The organism is Novipirellula caenicola, assembly GCF_039545035.1.
Lineage (GTDB): Bacteria > Planctomycetota > Planctomycetia > Pirellulales > Pirellulaceae > Novipirellula > Novipirellula caenicola.
Window position 1 is genome coordinate 22893 of record NZ_BAABRO010000022.1, and the last position, 20595, is coordinate 43487.

Consider the following 20595-nt stretch of genomic DNA (forward strand, 5'->3'; position numbering starts at 1 on the left):
GATCCCTCCCTCCTCATCCGCTCTTTGTTCCCCACGCCGATTTTGTCCAAAACATCCAACACGCCCAATTCGACGCGTCCGATATTGCCGCTTGCGATCGGTGGCTTGATCCTACTGCTAGGCGGGGGAGTGTTTGCGGATTATTGGTCTGCAAAGCCAGCGGGCATTGAGGCTGAGTTTGTCGGCCGTAGCGGATGTATCGATTGTCACCGCGACCAAGCCAAAGCGTTCGAGGGGTCGCATCATGATTTGGCGATGGACGTTGCCACCGACGAAACCGTGCTGGGCGATTTCAATGACGCCACGTTCGAGCACGATGGGCTGGTGAACCGCATGTATCGCGACGGCGAACGGTTTATGGTCCACACCGAAGGCCCGACCGGCAAGATGGAAGATTTTGAGGTCAAGTACGTCTTCGGCGTCACGCCGCTGCAGCAGTATATGGTCGAATTCGATCGCAGCGACGACATGCCCGAGGACGAATTGTCGCGTCTGCAAGTGCTGAGGATTAGTTGGGACACTAAGGCGAAACGATGGTTCTATCTACGTCCCCCGGACGTTAACGACAAACTCGAACCCGATGATCCGCTGCACTGGACCGGCATCGCCCAGCGCTGGCAAACGATGTGCGCCGATTGTCATTCAACGAATCTGAAAACGAATTTTGATCCCAAAGCGAACCGATACCACACGACGTTTTCCGAGATCGACGTCAGCTGCGAAGCGTGTCATGGTCCCGGCAGTCTGCATGTGGAACTTGCCAACAGCAAGTCACTGTTTTGGGATCGCCGCTACGGATACGGGCTGACGAAACTGAAGGGGGAAATCAACGAACCGCAAATCCAAACGTGTGCTCCCTGCCACAGTCGACGTGGCGTTTTGGACGGCAACTTTCATGGTGGCGATACTTATTTCGACCACTACGCACTCGAGCTGATGAGCCCCGCGACCTATCACGCGGATGGGCAAATCAAAGACGAGGTCTACGTGTTCGGTTCGTTCATTCAAAGCAAGATGTATCACAAAAACATCCGCTGCAGCGATTGTCACGACCCCCACTCGTTAGAGCTCAAACACAAAGGCAACGAAACCTGTACCTCGTGCCACCAACACGCGGCCGGCAAATACGATGTGCCGTCGCATCATCACCATGTGCCTGGGACAGCGGGTGCAATGTGTGTTAACTGTCACATGCCGCATACAACGTACATGGAAGTCGATCCACGGCGTGACCATAGTTTGCGTATTCCGCGGCCTGATTTGTCGGTGAAAATCGGAACGCCCAATGCATGCAGCAGTTGTCATGTCGAAGACGTCCGCAACGAGCTGGATCCATCGACACGTGAAAAGGTCGACGAGTACGCGGATTGGTTGCGGTTGGCCGAGATGGGCAATGACGAGGTGGCTGCGGCGATCGCCAAAGTTGATCAGTGGTGTGACGATGCTTGTGACAAATGGTATGGCGAACAGCGTGCCACACCGCCTCATTTTGGCGAAGCGTTTGCGGCGTTTCGTGCCGGTGAACCCGACGCGGTGGATGCGATGACCAGTTTGGTCACGCAAACGAACGACAAGGTTCCCGCGTACGCTCGTGCCACCGCACTATTCGAGCTCGGTCAATCGGGAGTGGCTGACGCGCTGCCGGTCGCTCGGAAGGTATTGAAGATGGATTCCGAGCATCCGTTGGTTCGTACCGCGGCGGTGACCGTTTACATGACGGCATCTCCCGAGCGAATTGCGAAGGAGCTGTTTCCGTTCGTCGACGACGAGATGAAACCGGTGCGCAATGAGGCGACTCGCGTGATCATCGCCTCGGGTGCAGTGCGGCTGTTGGACGCGACGAAGAGAAGCCAAGTGGAATTGGCTGCTCGCCGTGTCAAAGAGACCTTGATGAACACTGCCGATCGAGCGGGCGCCCACATGGCTTGGGCTGCATTGGCCGAGCAATTAGGTCGTTATGGCGAATCGATCGAATCGTACCAGGATGCGATCCGGGTCGAACCGAACACGACCGGGGCGAGGTCCAATTTTGCCGAATTGTTGGATACGTTGGCTCAATCCAACGGACCGCAAGCCGAGGAAATGAGGGCGTTGGCGAAACAGCTGCGAGCGGCCGAATTGCCGCTGATCGCTCGCGATGCGGGATTGGTTCCCGATAACGCCCCCATGCAATACCGCTACGGATTGGCGTTGTATCAATCGGGAAAATACAGCGAGGCATTGGAACAGCTGGAAAAAGCCGCCGAATTGGACCCCGAAGTCGAGGTTTACCACACGGCGATACGGCTGCTGAAAGAGAAAATTGCCGAGGAAAACGAAGGCGAAAAATAGTCGCCCCAAGGGCCCATCGATCGATTTGGGGTTTTAGGGGTACAATCAAGGCAGGCGGGGAGCCGATTTTTTGCCGGCTCGACCGTCAAGGCGACTATTTTTGATATCGAAGGACCACCGTTGAACGCGACCATCACTCAACACGACCAAGACGCAATCCACTCGCTCGCGTCGTATCGCACGCTTCAGCCCGAAGAACTGCAAACCCGCATCGAAGCGGTTCGCTCGGAACTTGGCGATTCGCTGCTGATCCTGGGGCATCACTATCAACAAGACGAAGTGATCGCGCATACGGATCTTCGTGGCGATAGCTACAAATTAAGCGAGATGGCGGCGGCCAGCCGTAGTTGCCGCACGATCGTTTTTTGTGGCGTTCACTTCATGGCCGAAACCGCCGATATTTTGGCGAACCGTCCCGAAAAATTGGCCCAACGCGATGGTCAACGCGTCACCGTGTTGCTGCCCGACATGGCGGCCGGGTGCTCGATGGCCGACATGGCGGCAATCAAACAGGTCGAAGCCGCCTGGGAAGACATGTCCGAAGTGATCGACACCGAACGCGTCATCCCGGTCACGTACATCAATAGTGCCGCAAGCTTGAAGGCGTTCTGCGGTCGTCATGGCGGAATCGTTTGCACCAGCAGCAACGCCAGGGCGGTGTTGGAATGGGCATACGAGCGAGGTGATCGGGTCTTCTTTTTCCCCGATCAACACCTCGGTCGCAACACGGCGCTTGGCTTGGGGATCGGCGAAGATCAGATGCCGGTGTGGGATCCGTATGCACTCGAGCTAGGTGGCAACACCGAGGCCGGCTTGGAAAAGAGCAAAGTGATCCTTTGGAAGGGGCACTGCAGCGTCCACCAAATGTTTCGCCCCGAACACGTCGAAGGATTCCGCAAACAACATCCTGGTATCAAGATCCTGGTGCATCCCGAGTGTCCTCGCGAAGTCAACGACATCGCCGACGTGTCCGGTAGCACGGGCAAGATCATCGACACGGTTCGCAACAGTCCGGCGGGCACCAAATGGGCGATCGGGACCGAGCTTCACTTGGTCAACCGATTGAAAGCCGAGCATCCAGAGCAGGAAATTCATTTCCTCAGCCCAGTCGTCTGCATGTGCGCCACGATGTACCGCATCGATTTGCCACATCTCTGTTGGACATTGGAGAATCTGCGTGACGGAGCGATCGTCAACAAGATTGAAGTCGACGACGAGATTTCAAAATGGAGCCTCGTCGCATTGGAGCGAATGTTGGCGGTCAAGTAGTTTGGGATCTGGTTAGCCAGTGACTTCGACATTGACGCGAAGTAGAAAGCGTTTGTTGCGATGCTGCGCGCCGGGGGCTTGTGAAACAGACTGTATCGGTCGCAGGACAGGGAGGTTGGAACTTTCATGTTGACGTCGGGCATCGAGGAAAACTTGTTCAAACTTGGTGAATACGGGGATTTCGCGTTCGACGAATGCGAGTGGCTAATAAATTTTAGAGATAAATCGAGAATTTTTCTCAAACTTTAGACAAATGGACTGCCGTCGCGCATCCTTAGGTCTGATGGCTAACTTTGAAACCTTTTCCGAACGCGTGCGGATGCATGCCCAGCGAATTGCCGAGAGCAGTGCTCCGGCATTGTCGGGGCTGTACGATTTGACCGCCCAGCGGTTGGTTCGGTACGCGACGACCATCACTCGAAACCAACACGACGGCGAAGATGCCGTGCAAACTGCACTCGTCCGCGTTGCGGTGGAACCTGAAAAACTTGCCGCGGCGGAACAGCCGTGGGGCTATTTGTTGAGCATGGTTCGTAACGAGTCGCTGGTGATCCTGAGGCGGAAACAGCGATGGTCGCTTGTAAGCAATTTGACTGATTTATTGACTCGCCGCGTCGTCGATTCGATTGAACTCGAAGACCAGCATCGCGCTGTTTGGGCTGCGATGCGGACGCTGCCGGCGGAACAAAGCGAAGTCGTTGTGCTGAAGATCTGGGAAGAGATGACGTTTGCTCAGATTGCATCGGTGCTGGAAATCACTCCGTCCACTGCGGCGAGTCGCTATCGCTACGCGATCGGAAAATTGGCCGACAAACTCCATGCCAACGATGCGGAGGTCGCTTATGAGTGAGTCGCATCATGACGTGGACTTTGGTAACGACAACCAGGGTTTTGATGAAATCGAACAACGGATTCGGGCAGCGGGCAGCTATGTCCGTGTTTCCGATGACTTGCGTCCTCGGACGCTCGAGGCGGCGCGAAGCGTCTGTGACGACACCTTGTTAGAGCGACGCATGGGCGGCTTTTTCGTCTGCGTCCTACTGATGTTTTGTCTGGCATCACCCCTCGTCGAGTTGCTGGGCGATTATCAATCGCGTTTCAGCGGTCCGACGTCCGTCGAGGTGCATCGCAAGGCGGCGGAGCTGTCGAGACGATCGGATATTGGTCCCCAATGGGGCATGTGTGAGGCCTTCAGCCAATTGCGGCAAACCCAGGCAAGCCGGTTTCGCTTGCCGCGATGATCTTCGGCACCGATCACGCTGCGTAATGACCGCCGTTCATGACACTCACTCATCGTCTGCGGTGACGCTGCGCTATTACCGTTAATCCATCGCTACCATTCTCTTTCCTCCTTTCGATGCGGGACGAACTGTCAAGTGACTGAGTTTGATCAGATAGTCGAATTCAATGAACAGCTCGTGTCGATAGCCGACTCGGGGCTGCCGGTCGCTATTCATTCCGAAGCGACGCCGCAATCGGTTGACGAGACGGTTTCTCAGCTAAACGCCAGAATCGGGGTGCGTGTCGCACGCGGTGATACGGTGCAAGCGGCGATTGCCGAGGATGCAGCGATCTCGCCGCAATATCGCCAGTCGCTGTTAACGCTGCTGCGCACCGGAGATTCCGCGGCGGCGCTGGATGCCGCGACGGCGGCAGCGCGGTCGCAGCGAGTGTTGAAACGAAATGTCAGTCAATGGTTGTTTCAATTGTCCATCCTTGTTGTGTTGGCGCTGCTGGCGTTTGTATTCACGCTTTCGTTTACCACGCCACAGCTCGAATCGTTTTACCAGGACATGGGAATTCAGGAAGGTTCCGCGCTTTCGCTGGTGGAAACGCTACGTGATTGGATGGCCGTTTGGTTACCGGTTTTATTGATCCTGGTAGCAATCGGTTACATCGCGTGGCGAGCGTTCGGCGATCATTTGCAATGGTCTGCGGTTCCAGGCGGGAAAGGCTATCGGCGTGCCATCAAGAATTCGCAGTTGGCCGAGCAGATGGCGGGTTTGATCCAACGGGGAATCCCGCTGTCAGACGCCCTTGTCATTTGCGATGTCCACACCCCAGCGGAGTCCTCCGCGGATACAGCCGCAGAGGACGGCGTCGATGCGGCGCCGCTGCTGCGATGGGCACTTGGTGAAGGCGTGGATGAACCGTCTCGTGGCGAAGTGCTGCGATTTGTTGCCGCGATGTATCGGCAAAAGGCCGAGCGTTCAGCGGCCGTTTGGCGATTCCTTGTGCCTTCGATTGCCACCGCCGTGGTGGGAGGAATCATTGTGCTGATCTATGCGTTGTCGCTGTTTTTGCCTTGGGTCCATTTTCTCGGCGTGTTGGCACTCACGTGAAACGCTTACTCCCAATCATGAGTCTTGTGTTACTAGCCGGTCATTGACGCTCTTCCATCACCATCATCATTTGCAATGCCAATTTACGTCCCATCTCCCGAGTCAACGATACGCAAGCATGTGGATCACATGCTGTTGCATCGCGATGAACTGATTGCGGTACTGGCAGCCGTCGCCGACGAGATGCCACGTGGCAAGAGCCGCCGAGAGTTGGTCCATTTGGTTGATCGGCTGCGAGCAGGAGCTTCGGCAAACGAATTGCTGAGTGATCCCGCGGCCGCGGTGTGGTTGACCCACGCCAGTGCGTCCAGCGGAAAATCGTCTCGTGCCGCCGTCATGATGAATGCCGTCGCGTATGCCAACGCCGAATCCGATTCGCGGTCCCAGTTCCGCTTTGCGATGTTGTATCCAACGATTGTTGTGTCGCTCGCGTTGATCGTGTTAATAGTGTTGGCTTTCACCGTGGTTCCGTCCTTTGCGAAAATGTATGACGAGTTCGGATTACAGCTCCCCGCTCCCACGCTTTTGTTGATTTGGATTAGTGAATCGATCACGAGTGATCCCTTGACCGCATTGGCGGTTATTGTGGCAGCCTTCGCCGCCGTGTTTGGCGTCTACCAGCTGTGCCTTCGCTTTTCCTTGGGGCTGCGTTTGTTTGGGCGTTTTGCAGCGGGAAACACCGGCAGCGTGGCGGCAATGGCCAAGTTTGTGAACCAATTGGCCGAGATGCTCGAGATGGGCGCGTCGGTCCCCGAGTCGTTGTGGTTCGCCGGACAGACATGTGGCAACCGGCATTTACGCAATCTTGCCGTCCATCTCGCGAATCATGCGAATCAAGGCTCGACGCCGCTGCACAAATCCTCGGTGTCACATCAATTGCCTGCGAATGTGATCGATGTGCTGTCGTTCGCGCAGGACGGAAAACCCAACACCGTCGTGCTTCGTGAAATATCGACGATGTATCGCCAACGGGCACGGACGCGAGTCGATTGGATGAGCGGCATTGCGTCACCGGTTGCAACGGTTCTGGTTGCCGCGGTGGTGGTGTTCGTCGTGTTTTCGCTGTTCACACCCCTCGTTAGTCTCGTATCGGGGTTGTCCTAATGATCGACTCAATCTTGAATGCTTGGTACACCTGGAGCCGGCGGTGGAAGTTAACGCCGTGGTGGCCCAGTGACACTCGCAGCATGTGCCAGCAATCGCTGATTCGAATGTTGGCGGTGGCAATGTCCCAGCGTCTGGAGATGTGGCGAGTCGTTGGGAATCTGGCTCAAGAGCATCGTGGTTCTTATCGTCGACGTCTGCTTCGGCTGGCAAAACGGCTTGGCGAAGGCAGTTCGCTGATCGAGGCGCTCGAGCAGACGCCGAGCGTGCTGACCCAGGACGCAGTGTTGGCGATCCGTGTGGCGACCCAAAACGGCACGTTGCCGCAAACACTCGCGCGGATGGCACAACACCACGACGAATCTCTCAACCGCCGCCAATCGCATCTGCGGCAAATTGTGATTTACGGAGCCATCATCGCGATCGTGATGACGCCGATCTTGTTGTTGGTGCTGATCAGTTTGGTTCCAATGCTTTTGGAAATGGTCGGTGAAGTCGGGGATGCGGATGGTGAATTTGTGCTTCCATGGACGTTTCATCTGCTGAAAAACGTCAGTGCGTTTGTTTCCAATGCCGGGATGTGGTTGGGGCTCGCTTTTATTGCTGCGGTGGTAATTGTCTTTAGTCCACTTTCTAGCATGCTTCGCCGATTCGCCAGTCGAATGTTCCCATCGGCAAACGCGACCGGACGCAATGCGGAACTATTGCGTGTGTTGGCCGACAGCATTGATGCCGGGCGTCCCATGCCCAGTGCGGTGTCAACGCTCGCCCGCTATCACTTTGATCCACGCATTCGTCAACGTTTGTTACTGGTTCGCAACGAAGTCGAACAAGGTGCCGATTTATGGAGCAGCATGGCCGAAGCGCGGCTAATCACCGCGGCCGAGGCGAATGCGATCACACGGCTGAATTCAAAGCCGGCAATCAGTTGGATGCTGCGGCGTCTGGGACAGTGGAAACACGAGCAATTTGATCGTCGTTGTGAGCGGTGGCTGAGCCTTGTGCATCCTGTTTTGATCATCCTGGTCGCGTCCATCGTCGTATTAGTGTGCGTGGGGTTCTTTGAGTTCCTGATTCAGCTGACCTATTTTGTTTCGAAGCCTCAATTTGAATTATGAACAGTTTTACCAGACAAAACGTCCGGCAACACCAACGTGGGCGACCTCGTCGGCGTAGCGGGGCTACGTTGTTCGAACTGATGGTTACCGCGACCTTGGTGGTCAGCGGCGTCGGCATGGTCGCTCCGTTAACGGTTCGCTGTGGACGATTGTGGCAACAGACGCGGCATCGCCAAATGGCACTTGATGAATTGAACAATCACATGGAACGGTTGATCGCATTGCCGACCGAAGAACTCGAAAAACAAGCCGAAGCGGTTACGGTGTCCGACGCCGCGCGGACGTTGCTTCCTGAGGCCGTGATGGAAGCAGAAATCGTTCGCAGCAACAACGAAACGCAATTGCATCTATCGATCGACTGGAAACGCGTCGGCGATCCAGATCCTTTGACATTGGTGGGTTGGATCAAAAGCGAGGACGATCTATGAAGCGACATCAGCAAGGACACACCTTAATTGAATTGGTCGTTTCGATGGCCGCCGGCAGTACGCTGATGGCGTTAGCGATCGGATTGGTTCATCAGACGATGACGATGTCCAACATCTCAAGCGAACGTGCCAGTCATGATCGTGATTCGCAGCGTCTCGTCGAACAATTTCGCTGGGATGTGCATCACAGCGAAGAGGTCCAAAATACAGCGGATTCGTTTGTCGTGGTGCGAAATGACGGACACACGGTGGACTATCAGAGCCAGGGAAATGAGGTGATTCGCATTGAACAACGCGATCGCGACGAGGTGCGACGGGAAAGTTACACGCTAGCCGAATCGTATGTCGCAACGTTTTCTAAGAAGCAAGATCAGCAGCAAGCAACGCTTGAAATCCGCTTCGTTCCTGATCAGCGTGGTTACTCGGACCGTGTGGATCGCCAAATCACTGCGACCGCCGGTCGCTACCGTCCGTTAGTGGACCTTGGCAATCGCGACGATGCTATGACACGTGCCCAGGAGTCGCCATGAGACGTCTTTCCACTTACGCCCCTGCGTCCGGAGGTGGTCGCAACCAAACCTCGCGTCGCGGTATCGTGCTTATTTGCACGCTTGTTTGTTTGATCGTGGTGTCAACGCTGGTGATGACCAGCGTGGCATCGGCGGTGCGTGGCCAGCGTGAAACCGTACGTCGACATCAAACGATGCAAACCGAGTGGTTGTTGGATGCGGGGATCAATCGTGCCATCGCCCAGATTGCGGCCGATGATCAATACGAAGGCGAAAATTGGAACCCCGCGTTTGAGAACTCGCGTTATGCCAAAGCCAACGTCGAAATTAGCGTCACTGCGGCCACTAGTGATGACGACGCATCAAATCTGGTTTCGGTCGACGTGGTTGCGACGTTGGCGCGATCGGTCGACAGCCCTGCGATGGAAATCGCGACCCGCACACAAAAAAGTTACACGTTCCAAGTTTCAAAATCGAATCCTCAATCTGCAGATACCAATGATGAGTAGAAACATGCATATACGAACAACCAATCGGCTCGACTCGACATTTTCCTCTGCTGCAATTCCCGACGTTTGCTCGCAGCGGAGGTTCGCCACCAACCGCTCAACCAGCGGATTCACCCTCGTGGAATTGTTGGTTGTGATCGCGATCATCGGAGTCTTGGTTGGGTTGCTGTTGCCCGCCGTTCAGGCGGCCCGCGAGGCGGCTCGCCGATCTTCGTGTCTGAACAACATGATGCAGATCGGACTCTCGGTGCATCATCACGATTTCAGTCACGAGCGGTTGCCGGCCGGAGTGATCAGCGAAACCGGCCCCGTGCGGAACGAGCCGATTGGCAAGCACATTAGTTGGATGGTGCAGATATTGCCGTTCATCGAACAGCAGAGCATGTTCGAGCACTTTGACCTGGAAGCCGGTGTCTATGCCACGGTCAATAGCCCGGTACGGGTGAGAAACATTGCCACGTATATGTGCCCATCGTTTCCATCGGCGAAGTCCGACTTCTCGATTCCGCTAGACGACAGCATGGAACCGGGATATGCGGCGATATCCAACTATGCAGGATGCCATCATTCGGTCGAGGCTCCGATCGACTCGAACAACAATGGGATGCTGTTTCTAAACAGCCATTTGAGATACAGCGATATTCGTGACGGCAGCTCGCAAACCATCATGATCGGCGAAATGATTCCTTACCGCAATTCACTTGGATGGTGTTCCGGCACCCGAGCGACGCTTCGTAATACGGGCTCGAAGATCGAAGGTCCTAATCGCTTTTTTGATCTCAGCCTTCAAAGCGATCGTGAACTGGGGTCGCTCAAAGTCGGCGGTTTTGGGAGCGCGCACCAAGGCGGCGGAAACTTTGGTTTCGCAGACGGTTCGACACGATTTTTGAGCCAAACGATTGACCCCGCATTGTTCACACAACTCGGCGATCGTGCCGACGGTGAATTGTTGGTTCAGGATAACTGGTAGCTCAAAATGCCACCCGTTCGGCCCGACTGGCGTTTGTTAAGCGGACCCGGCGTCGGGGGCGGCATCGTGGTTGTAATGGTCTCGGTACTCAGCTTGGACCTTCAAAATCTCGGGAACCGCAGCGAAAAAGGCGTCCAGCACTCGGGGGTCAAAGTGGCTGCCGCGGCTCTCTTCGAGGATCGAGAAACATTTCTCACGCGGCATCGGTTTCTTGTAGGGACGTTCGGATGCCAATGCATCGTAAACGTCTGCGACCGCGGTGATGCGGCCTTCAAGTGGAATGTCTTCGCCAGCCAAACCGAGCGGGTAACCCGAGCCGTCGAATTTCTCGTGATGGGTTTGAGTGATGCTGGCAGCCAATCGCATCAACGATCCACTATCACGCTCGATGGGGCATTCTTCATAAGACGATCGACGCCGTGAACTGCCATCGTTGATCGTATGTGGTTTGATGATTTGGTGACCCAATTTGACGTGCGTTTGAATCACGGCAAATTCGCTTGGCATCAATCGACCGGGTTTCAGCAGAATCGCATCGGGAACTGCGATTTTACCCACATCGTGAAGCTGGGCAGCAAGTTCAATGTCTTCGACATACCAATCGGGCAGTCCCAATTGGCCTGCAATCAATCCTGCAAACCGACCAACACGAATCACGTGATTTCCGGTGTCATTGTCCCGCAGCTCGGCAGCGCGAGCCAAACAATAGATCACCTCGCGGCGTGAACGTTCCAAGTCCGCAGTACGCTGCTGGATTGTTTCTTCGAGGTCTTCGGTGTGGTGTTGCAGTTGGTCTTGGAAGCACTTGTTCTGTAGCGCATTGCGAACACGAGGTGCCAATTCCATCGGATCGACGGGTTTGATCAAAAAGTCCGTGGCCCCAAGTTCCAAACAAGACAGTTTGACCGACGCGTCGTCATTGGCGGTCAGAATCAGCACGGGAAGATGGCGGAATCCCGGACGATTCCTCAGTTCACGCAGGATCTCGATGCCGTTCGCATTGGGCATGTTCACATCGAGCAACAAGACGTCGGGGCCGGCGGCAATGATCGATTGTAACGCGTTGGCGGTATCGACGGTCGTTTCAAAATTGCTATATCCGGCCGCTTGCAGGTGTTTCTTGGCTACCAAGACGTTCACCGGCTCATGATCGACGATCATGATTTTGCCATCCAACACCTCGACCGGCCGCGCAGCGGACGTCGACGCAGCCGCAAGCGGCAGAGCCGTTTGGGATTGAGGCGTTTGGGCGGCAGAAGGTGGAGACGTGGGCATTAAGTTCAAAGCGGCAGAGACGTTGGAAAGCAATCGCCGAATCCAATGACGGAATTCGTGACGCAAAAAACGGTAGTCACTCAGTTCAAAGCATGCGACGTGATTTGCAGCGGTATGCCGCTGAGCTTGCCGAACGGAGTGAATCAGTTCGCGCCGCTGGTACTTTGGACCGATTGTGCGGCTTGGAACGAGTAAAGTGTGCTCAGCGGGGGGGCGGTATGTCGGACAAACGGTGGACGATATCGCCTCGCCGAATAGCCGTCGATTGTCGCTGATTGGTCTCAGTCGTCGTCGTCATCTTCGCTAATCATCAGCCCTCGTTGCTTCAGCCCGCGGCCGTGGGCACCGGCCCATTCAGCGGGATAAGGCACGTCGTCGCCACGAGCGGCATGCCACAAAATTCGGTTCAACGTGTCTTCGTCTGCACGGTTAAAGCCCTCGAAATCTTCGTTGGCAGTCGCGACGAACCATTTCTTCATATTTTCGGGATAAGCCTCTGGGCCACTCATGATCTTGTTTAGCGGCGTTTCGGGAACCACGGATTCGTACGCAGTGAAATCAGGGGTGTCACGGAAGCAATCAAACATGATCGGCGCGGTAGCATCCATTTGATTCATCGGCGGCAATCCCAGAATCCGCTGCATGGTGTGCAGCACCGAAGTTTGGTTATAGAAATTGCTGACGACGGCTCCACGCCGAGTGTACGGACTTGCGACCAAGCATACGCTACGGTGTCCGTCGATGTGGTCGTAACCGGCTTGCGGATCATCTTCGACGACAAAGACCGCAGTTTCCTTCCAAAATGGGCTTTTCGAAATCGCCTCGACCACTTGGCCGAGTGCCAAGTCATTGTCTGCCATATGAGCCTGTGGATGAGGCATTCCTGAAGACATACCCGATGTATGGTCTTGCGGTAGATAGACAATCATAAAGTCGTACCATTCACCTTTTCGCTGGGCGATTTGCAATTCATCAATGAACGCCTTCGCACGCAAGACGTCGGGAATCCGCATGTTCCAACCGGGATAGCTGGGGCAACTGTATCGCGCCAGCGTCTCGATACCGATCGACTTGGTAAATCCAATCTTGTGAGTGCCCGATTTGAAATCCTCGTAGATTTGGCTAAAGGACGCGTCTTCGGGAATCGTACCTGCGTAATCCATCTCGCCGTAATTACGAAAACTTAAACCGTGTAGCAGAACGTTGTCCCAGACAAATCCGGTGCTGCTATAGTTCAGCGGATCATCCCCAAACGAGTAACTTCGCGTAAACCCGCCAAACGATTTTTCCAAGTGGTCGGTGACATTACCTTCGGTGGCCCAGGAGTGTCCGTCGGAGCTGTTCACACCGTTACAGTAAAAATTGTCGAGCAGTACAAATTGCTCAGCCAAACGATGATGGTTGGGGGTGATCGCGCGAGGATAATCACAGAGTTTTGGCTCGCCATCGCCTTGCGGCAAATCCCCCAACACTTGGTCATAAGTCCGGTTCTCTTTGATCACATAAACCACGTGTTTGATCAAACTGGGATGTCCGACTTGTTTGGGAACCGCGACCGGAGCGACCACCTTGGTTCGCTCGGATTGGATTTGTTGACGCAACATCCGCGGGACTTGGATCAACCGCCGTGCATCTTCGGTGTATTGGGCAAGCTCGGTGTCCGTTGGAACCGCGACTTTGGACACAACACCCAAAAATTGCTTGACACTGAATTTGTTGGGATCGGCGTTGTTTCGCGATCCGATTCCTTTGGTATTGGCAACAAAAATCGATTCGTCGGCGAAAACCACTGCCGCAGGATACCAGGCGGTGGGAATGAATCCGGTCAAACTCCAGGCGGTGTCGGTATCGTTGCGTTTGAGCACGCCGATCGCATTGTTTCCGCCATTGGCTGCGTACAACGTCCGCCCGTCATCGGAGAGCGCCAAGGCATTCGTCGCGGAACCGTACGGCAAATTTGGGTCAGGACGGACCACAATCGATTGCAGTATCGACATGTCCGAAGTGCGAATCATGGAAACGGTGTCCGAGTTCGCGTTGGCGACATAAATTGTTTCGCCATCCGCAGCGAGTTCGAGGTCGGCGGGATGCAGCCCTGTGTGGACCTCGCGAACTTGCACCGCCGATGCCAAATCGACACGTCCGACCGTACCGCTCTTGGCGACGCCACGATCGTCGACTAACACATCAGTGCCACTCGACGGTGCTGATTTTTCATCATCGCGTGGATGACGGCCTCCCCAATTGCTGACGATCAATGATTGCTGCTGAGGTAACAGCACGACATCATAAGGAGCGACACCGACAGGAATTTCTCGCAATAGCTGCCCCGTGTTCAAATCGATCTCGGCAACCGTGTTGTTGCGTGATAAACAAACGTACAAACGATCACGATCTGCGTCGTGGGCGATGCCGCAGGGATGCGAATGCCCGCCATCGGAACCGGGAAGTGCGATCACTCGTGTCCACATCCATCGATTGGCTTTCTTGGTGGCTTCGAACAACGACTGCTGCGCGTTGGTGGCCCACAGCGTTTTGCCATCCGCGGCAAAAACGATCCCATGCATCGACGCACCGCCATCAGGAAAGGGCAGACGATCGATGACCGTCCAAGTCTTGGCATCAAGAAACACGACGGCAACATTGTCTTTGACCGCGATCACCGCATTGTCACTCGAGATTGCAGCGTCCACCGGTCGAGCCGGATACATCAAAGTGTCACCGGCCGGCGCGATCAGCTGGGCATTGGGCAACCGAGCGGATTCCGAATCGTCTTCGGATTCCGTTTCGAAGCGGCGAACGGCAAACCCATCAAGTGGATCGTGCTGGATAAGTGGTGTATCGGGATATCGTTCCCGTCCGACGGTGTAAAGCTTTTGCACCGCGTCGGGCGACCATACCACGGGAGTAATCCAGCATTCGCCAATGCGTCCGTTTAACGGATGCGTCTCGTCTTGGTCGACATAGGCGCCGATGACCAACCGTACGCCTTGCTTCGGATACAGCACGTCGCCTTTTTGTTTCGACGATTGATTCACCAATTTGCCGTCGACGAACAATCGCATCGTGTCACCGTCATAGGTGGCACTCACCAATGACCAGCGACCCGCCAGACTAGACAGCGGTGCTTTGCAATACGTCAGCAGTCCGTTTCCATCATCCGATTGCGTGCTTGCCAACGCAAAGGTGAACGAACTGCCCTGCAACCCCAGCATCCACCCGTATTCTTCACCGCCATTGTCTTCGATGGCACTGATGATTCCGGTCCAATCGGAAAACTTGTCCGTCCGAACCCATGCGGAAATGCTGAACGCCGATTTCGGAAGGATTGCGGATTGATTGGGCGTGTCAATTTCAATGAAACTCGATGCCTTCTTGATCCAACCAAACGGAGCGTCCTTGTCGATCGAATCCGAATGGGGCAGCGTTAAACGGATTTCGCCTTGAAGGGCAGAAAGCGTCGTCCCATTGAGTGACGCGGGTGAAAAATCCCAGTGATGAGCTTGATTCTGCTGTGCGTTAGCGGATAACGCGGAACCTAACGCGAGAACAAGACATCCGGTGACAAGGATGGAACAGCGGCTTCGGCCAAGTGTCATATCGATCATGGTGCGTGCGTTCGGAAAAGGGTGTGTTCTAGCGGTGCGGTTATCTGCTTGCCTTGGTTTTTACCCCAGCAGGAATCGGCATGTCACCCAAGCCCCCAATTGTTCAGTGCGAAGAAACCTGAAACTTCTTTGCACTTTCATTCGGTTTTTAAAATCCGCAGGGGAGAGTCCCTCGTCGTACTATTGACGCTCCCGCGTTGGGGGTGCTCGTATTGAACTTGCCATGACAAAGCGAGAAAGCACGACGATGCCAATTCGACACGACATTTTCTGGAATCACCTGCTGATCGTCACCACGTTTGCCCTGATGGTGGTGGGATGTGGTGAGAATCCGAATTCGCGATTTTCAGGCAAGATGGACATGATCGAATCATCGGCGGCGGTCGATTCGGATCTCGCCGCCACCGCAGACGCGGTGAGTCGCCAGGGCCAAAGTTTGGCGAATGTTACAAATTCGACTTTACAGAGAGACGAGGAAGGCTCCGACGAACAATCCGTTGAAAAAGAGAAGGCGAAACGCCGCATCATCTACAACACTTCGCTTGGATTGATCGTCAAGACATACAGCGAGTTCGAAACCTCGCTGCCTCGGTTGGTCCAATCCGTCGACGGGTTCATTTCCAAAAGCCAAACCGATCGCCGCTACAACGATCGGCAAAGCGGGACGTGGGTCGTTCGCGTTCCGGTTGATCGCTATCACGAATTTGTCAGTGGTGTCGGCGGATTGGGATTTGCCGAATCACGTCGCGAGGACGCTCAGGACGTGACCGAGGAATATGTCGACGTCGAGGCTCGTGTGCGAAACAATCGCAAACTCGAAGAACGGATCATCACGATGTTAGCAGAGCGGACGGGCAAGTTGTCGGACGTTTTGGAAATCGAGCGTGAATTGGCTCGTGTGCGAGAAGAAATCGAACGCATGGAAGGTCGATTGCGATTGCTTGCCGATCGCACATCGCTGGCAACGGTGACGATCGACGTTCGCGAAGAAAAAGAGTATGTCCCGCCGGCGGCACCTACGTTCACCGACCGCATCGCAACCGCGTTCGGTGGATCGCTGCGTTCGCTACGTCAACTCGGTGAAAACGTGTTGATTGCACTGACCGCCGTCTTGCCGTGGGCGATGGTGTTGGGGATTCCCGTGATCATCGTCGCTCGGACGGTGCGGCGGCGGATTTACACTCGCAACGCGATCTAGCGAGCCTTCGCGTGAGTCGGGCTACTAACGCGACGCAAGGACTTGATCGACGCGGGATGCGATGTTGGCCGCAACCACGTCCATCGATGGGGTGCAGTCAAGCAGTTCCACTTCGTCACATCGCTCGGCCATGTGATGAAATGATTTACGGATTTCGGTGAGCGCTTCCTCTTGTTCAAATTCATTGGGTGCGTCGCCGCGTGTTTCCGAGATCCGCTGTAGTGCCACCGCGACCGGCAAATCAAAGAACAATGTCAAATCGGGGATTGGAAACTCGGTCCTCATCTCCGCAAGCAGCGCGTCGGTGTCGGCGCCCCGGATGCCTTGGTAGGCGACGGTTGAATAAAAATAGCGATCGACAACGACGATTTGGCCGTCGGCAAGTGCGGGTTGGATCAGCGTGGAAACGTGTTCACGTCGATCTTCGACAAACGCTCGAAGTTCGTCTTCGAGCGACAAACGGCCCGTCGTTGCGCTGTTGCGAATCATTTTTCCCCACGTCCCATCGGTCGGTTCACGAGACTGGGTCACGCGAAACCCCTGTGTCCGCAGCGAGTCACACAACCGTTGCACTTGGGTCGATTTTCCGGCGCCATCAATGCCGTCAATGACAATAAACACGCCGCGAGGGGAAGCAGAGGACATAGATAAGAACGGAAACAGCGGGGATTCTTCAGAGACGATGAGTGTTTGATTCTGACGATTTTGGCTCGAGATGACAGGGGGCAGGTCGTAAGAGCAACGATCGATGAAATCGCTGCGACGCGGGCAATGCCATTAACTTCGGCAGCGGCACGGCGCGAGCTGTCCGGTTGCGGCGAGGAAAGCGTTCGATTTTGACCGGGCGGCTCGCGCCGCGCGGCTAGCAAACGCAATCAGAGCGGTGTGGTGGCTGATACCGCCGAAACACGATCACTCCAACGATGAACCGATTTTATTCGGATCGGCCGTTGGGCAGCACGACGATCGTGAACCAGTACTCGCCGATGTACTTGATCACTTGCTGGAATTCTTTGAAATCGACCGGTTTCAGGATGTAGGAACTGCATCGCAAGTCATACATCGTCAACAGGTCTTGGTCGGATTCCGAGGTCGTCAGCACGACGACCGCCAGCCGCCGCAGCTGCTCGTCGGCGACGATTTCCGACAGCACCTCGCGGCCATCTTTGACCGGCATGTTCAGATCGAGCAGAATCAGATCGGGAGTCGGCGCATCGGCGTATTGACCCGTTTTGCGAAGAAACTGCATACACTCTTCGCCATTTTCGACGCGATGAAGATTGACCGGCAGGTCCGATTTGTTGAACCCACGTCGTGTGATGATGACGTCGTCTTCGTTGTCTTCGACCAACAACACTTCGGCTGGTCGACCACTATCCGCGATTTTCATACGTCCCTCAGCGCCTTGTCGTGTCCGATGCTGATCGCATCCGGGTTGTCGGCGTCGAATTCATCGACTTCAGGTTGGTTCACGGGGATCGTAAACACGAACGTGCTTCCTTTGCCTTCTTGGGATTTTACTGAAATATCACCGCCATGGCGGTTGACGATTCGGCGACAAACGGCCAGTCCAATTCCGGTGCCCGGGTACGCGGTTTGAGTATGCAGGCGGCGAAAAATTTCGAACACGCGTTCGTGATGCTGCGGGCTTATGCCGATGCCGTTGTCTCGCACAAAAAGCGTGTGAAATTCGTCGTTGGTTTCAGCCCAAACGTGAACCTCGGGCGGTTTGTCGCCATGATATTTCACGGCGTTCCCAATCAAATTGGTCAATAATTGAGACATTTGCGACTTATCGGCCTGAATCGTAGGCAATTCATCGCGGGTCACGCGAGCCCCCGTCTCGGCGATCGATGAACTTAACATCTCTAGGGCATCCTGAAACGCATCATTCAGGGACGTTGGTTGGAACGGAGCCGCTCGGGATTCGACGCGTGAATAGCCCAACAGATCGCGAATCAACTGTTGCATCCGATGAGCCCCCTGGACGATCCGCTGCAGATAATCGTCGGCGGTCGCATCCAGTTTTCCCGCATAATCATCTTGTAGGAATTGGGCAAAATTGGCGATCGCCCGCAGCGGCGTCTGCAGGTCGTGAGAAGCGACGTAGGCAAATTGCTGAAGATCGATGTTGCTCGAATGCAACGCGTCGATCGTTCGCGACAGCTCGCCGTTGAGCCATTCCAGGATCTTTTCGTTTTCGATCTGTTCGTGAATGTCGATATGCACGCCGATCAAACGCAGTGGTTTGCCGGATTCGTCGAACTCGCCATGCCCCTGTGACAAAATCCAGCGGTAGGTGCCATTCTCGCAGCGCAGCCGAAACGTCGACTGGTAAACCTCCCCGCGTTCTTGAAAGTATTTCTTGACGCACTGCAACGCCTCGTCATGATCATCGGGATGTAGTCGAGTTTCCCAATCACGAAAATGCGTCCACGGCATCTCGGCATCATATCCCAGCTGGGTCTTGGCGGTTTTGGAAAAATAGACTTCGTCGGTGACCGCATCCCAGTCCCACAGCCCCACATTGGCGCCTTCGAGTGCCAGATCCAAGCGGTCCCGCATCGCAACCAACTCTTGGTCGTGTAGTGCGACTCGGCCTTCGAGCTCTTCGTACCGTTTCGTTTGCAGATGCTCGCGTCGTTTTCGATCGGACGTATCGACAAAGGTCACCACGGAACCGCCGAGCGCGCCTTCGACATGGACCGGATAGGACCAATATTCGACCGAAAACGAGGTGCCGTCCTTTCGCCAAAAGTGCTCGTCGTCCACATGCACCCCTTCGTTTTTACGAAACGCCTGATAAATCTGGCAATCGGACTGTGCATAGGGCGTGCCATCGATTCGCGAATGGTGAATCAATTGGTGCATGTTCGCGCCAAACAATTCCTCAGGCGTGTCGTAGCCAAGCAACCGGGCACAGGTTGTATTGGCAAACGTACAGCGGCCTTCCAGATCGATGCCGTAGATGCCTTCGGCGGTTGAGTTCAGTAGCGTCGTGATTTGCTGATCGCGTTTGCGAAGTTCCTCGAGGGTCGCTTTGTGTTCGGTGATGTCACGGATAAAGACGCTAAATTGGTGGTCATCGTCGCAGCGAAGCAAGATGATGCTCAATTCAATCGGAAACTCTTCGCCGTCACGACGCAGCGCCGACATTTCCATGCGTTGATCCATGGTCGTGCCGTCGCCATCTTGTTCAAAACGTTGCAGACAACGGAGATATTCTTCGCGGAATCGATCGGGGATGATCAATTCGGCCATCGATTGCCCGAGTGCCTCGGAACGCGCCCAACCGAATGTCAGTTCGGCTTGTTTGTTCCATCCAATGATTTGGCTGTTTTGGTCGATCATGACCACCGCGTCCAAGGCCGCGTCGATCGTCAATTTGCAGCGTTCTTGCACCTCGGTGAAGCGATGGTGTTCTGACTTCAATTCCTGCTGCAAGTGTTCACCAAGCAAATTGCTAGTATTGCGTTGAGCATCCAGTGACAACGCTTTCCAACACAGCCCGGCGGTAATCCAAATCGCCAGCAGCGACAGCACTCGGTTCCAAACCGCGTCGATTCCACCGGCATCGCCGGGCGATAAGTACCATCCCAGCGGCGTCAGCAGGCTGCATACCGCGGCGGCGATTAAAACAACGCTTCGGCGATGCGTCGCGTAGGCGATCCAGACAGCCACGATGTACAGCACGCTGATCGCCAGATTTCGCTCGACATTGCAGTCGATGACAAAGATAGCCGTCGCAACAGCGGCAGCGATGACGAGTCCACGATGATGTGAATTGAAGGCGTTCAAACGTTCAGCGTGTTCGAAAAGAGAATAGGGCAGCGTCTGTCGCTAAATTTTAACCCATTCTCGACTGGCGGGTTTGGTTCCCCACTGTCTCGCGATTGTTTTTCGCCTCTGATTTTTTTTTCGGTGGTTGGAGCAA

At 55.0% G+C, this 20595-nt stretch carries 18 protein-coding genes; 13 read left to right on the plus strand and 5 right to left on the minus strand.

Annotated elements, in window-relative coordinates; translation table 11 throughout:
• The first annotated feature begins 42 nt into the window (after nt 1–42).
• The 11 genes from ABEA92_RS27055 (at nt 43) to ABEA92_RS27105 (ending at nt 10580) form a co-directional block, all read left to right on the plus strand.
• Nucleotides 43–2331, plus strand: coding sequence for a tetratricopeptide repeat protein (locus ABEA92_RS27055; RefSeq protein WP_345688217.1), 2289 nt, complete (start codon nt 43–45; stop codon nt 2329–2331).
• 120 nt (nt 2332–2451) lie between these two features.
• A complete protein-coding gene (gene nadA / locus ABEA92_RS27060) occupies nt 2452–3600 on the plus strand; it encodes a quinolinate synthase NadA (protein ID WP_425572512.1) in 1149 nt (382 codons plus the stop codon).
• Nucleotides 3601–3883: 283 nt separating this feature from the next.
• The gene (locus ABEA92_RS27065) at nt 3884–4450 is read left to right on the plus strand and encodes an RNA polymerase sigma factor (RefSeq protein ID WP_345688219.1); all 567 of its coding nucleotides are present in this window, start codon (nt 3884–3886) and stop codon (nt 4448–4450) included.
• Nucleotides 4443–4841 carry a hypothetical protein gene (locus ABEA92_RS27070; RefSeq protein ID WP_345688221.1) on the plus strand — a complete coding sequence of 133 codons (399 nt, stop codon included), beginning with the start codon at nt 4443–4445 and terminating at the stop codon, nt 4839–4841. Before ABEA92_RS27065 ends, ABEA92_RS27070 begins: the two co-directional genes overlap by 8 nt.
• Nucleotides 4842–4976: 135 nt before the next feature.
• Entirely contained in the window at nt 4977–5942 is a 966-nt protein-coding gene (locus ABEA92_RS27075; RefSeq protein WP_345688223.1) for a type II secretion system F family protein, read from the plus strand.
• 75 nt (nt 5943–6017) lie between these two features.
• Nucleotides 6018–7046 (plus strand): type II secretion system F family protein, encoded by a 1029-nt coding sequence (locus ABEA92_RS27080; RefSeq protein ID WP_345688225.1) that lies wholly within the window; start codon nt 6018–6020, stop codon nt 7044–7046.
• Complete coding sequence (locus tag ABEA92_RS27085) at nt 7046–8164, plus strand: type II secretion system F family protein (protein ID WP_345688227.1); 1119 nt, start codon at nt 7046–7048, stop codon at nt 8162–8164. The genes ABEA92_RS27080 and ABEA92_RS27085 overlap by 1 nt, the downstream gene beginning before the upstream one ends.
• On the plus strand, nt 8161–8592 hold the full coding sequence (locus ABEA92_RS27090) for a hypothetical protein (protein ID WP_345688229.1): 432 nt from the start codon (nt 8161–8163) through the stop codon (nt 8590–8592). Before ABEA92_RS27085 ends, ABEA92_RS27090 begins: the two co-directional genes overlap by 4 nt.
• Nucleotides 8589–9122 carry a PulJ/GspJ family protein gene (locus ABEA92_RS27095; RefSeq protein ID WP_345688231.1) on the plus strand — a complete coding sequence of 178 codons (534 nt, stop codon included), beginning with the start codon at nt 8589–8591 and terminating at the stop codon, nt 9120–9122. Before ABEA92_RS27090 ends, ABEA92_RS27095 begins: the two co-directional genes overlap by 4 nt.
• Nucleotides 9119–9610, plus strand: coding sequence for a hypothetical protein (locus ABEA92_RS27100; protein WP_345688233.1), 492 nt, complete (start codon nt 9119–9121; stop codon nt 9608–9610). Before ABEA92_RS27095 ends, ABEA92_RS27100 begins: the two co-directional genes overlap by 4 nt.
• Before the next feature lie 4 nt (nt 9611–9614).
• On the plus strand, nt 9615–10580 hold the full coding sequence (locus tag ABEA92_RS27105; RefSeq protein ID WP_345688235.1) for a DUF1559 family PulG-like putative transporter: 966 nt from the start codon (nt 9615–9617) through the stop codon (nt 10578–10580).
• 36 nt (nt 10581–10616) lie between these two features.
• Here the strand turns inward: ABEA92_RS27105 and ABEA92_RS27110 are convergent, their stop codons facing one another.
• Nucleotides 10617–11855, minus strand: a complete 1239-nt coding sequence (locus tag ABEA92_RS27110; RefSeq protein ID WP_345688237.1) for an HD-GYP domain-containing protein — start codon at nt 11853–11855, stop codon at nt 10617–10619.
• Nucleotides 11856–11900: 45 nt separating this feature from the next.
• Between ABEA92_RS27110 and ABEA92_RS27115 the strand changes: the two genes are divergently transcribed.
• Nucleotides 11901–12050, plus strand: coding sequence for a hypothetical protein (locus ABEA92_RS27115; protein ID WP_345688239.1), 150 nt, complete (start codon nt 11901–11903; stop codon nt 12048–12050).
• An 86-nt stretch (nt 12051–12136) separates the two neighbouring features.
• Here the strand turns inward: ABEA92_RS27115 and ABEA92_RS27120 are convergent, their stop codons facing one another.
• Nucleotides 12137–15463 (minus strand): LamG-like jellyroll fold domain-containing protein, encoded by a 3327-nt coding sequence (locus tag ABEA92_RS27120; protein ID WP_345688241.1) that lies wholly within the window; start codon nt 15461–15463, stop codon nt 12137–12139.
• A gap of 247 nt (nt 15464–15710) precedes the next feature.
• Here ABEA92_RS27120 and ABEA92_RS27125 point away from each other — a divergent pair, with 247 nt between their 5' ends.
• A complete protein-coding gene (locus ABEA92_RS27125) occupies nt 15711–16661 on the plus strand; it encodes a DUF4349 domain-containing protein (RefSeq protein WP_345688243.1) in 951 nt (316 codons plus the stop codon).
• Between the two features lie 24 nt (nt 16662–16685).
• Here ABEA92_RS27125 and tmk read toward each other — a convergent pair whose 3' ends face one another.
• From tmk to ABEA92_RS27140, 3 genes are all read right to left on the minus strand, one after another.
• A complete protein-coding gene (tmk, locus tag ABEA92_RS27130) occupies nt 16686–17306 on the minus strand; it encodes a dTMP kinase (RefSeq protein ID WP_345688245.1) in 621 nt (206 codons plus the stop codon).
• A 289-nt stretch (nt 17307–17595) separates the two neighbouring features.
• Nucleotides 17596–18051: a response regulator gene (locus ABEA92_RS27135; protein WP_345688247.1), complete on the minus strand. Its 456-nt coding sequence runs from the start codon at nt 18049–18051 to the stop codon at nt 17596–17598.
• Nucleotides 18048–20459, minus strand: a complete 2412-nt coding sequence (locus ABEA92_RS27140) for a PAS domain-containing sensor histidine kinase (RefSeq protein ID WP_345688249.1) — start codon at nt 20457–20459, stop codon at nt 18048–18050. Before ABEA92_RS27140 ends, ABEA92_RS27135 begins: the two co-directional genes overlap by 4 nt.
• Between the last annotated feature and the right edge of the window lie 136 nt (nt 20460–20595).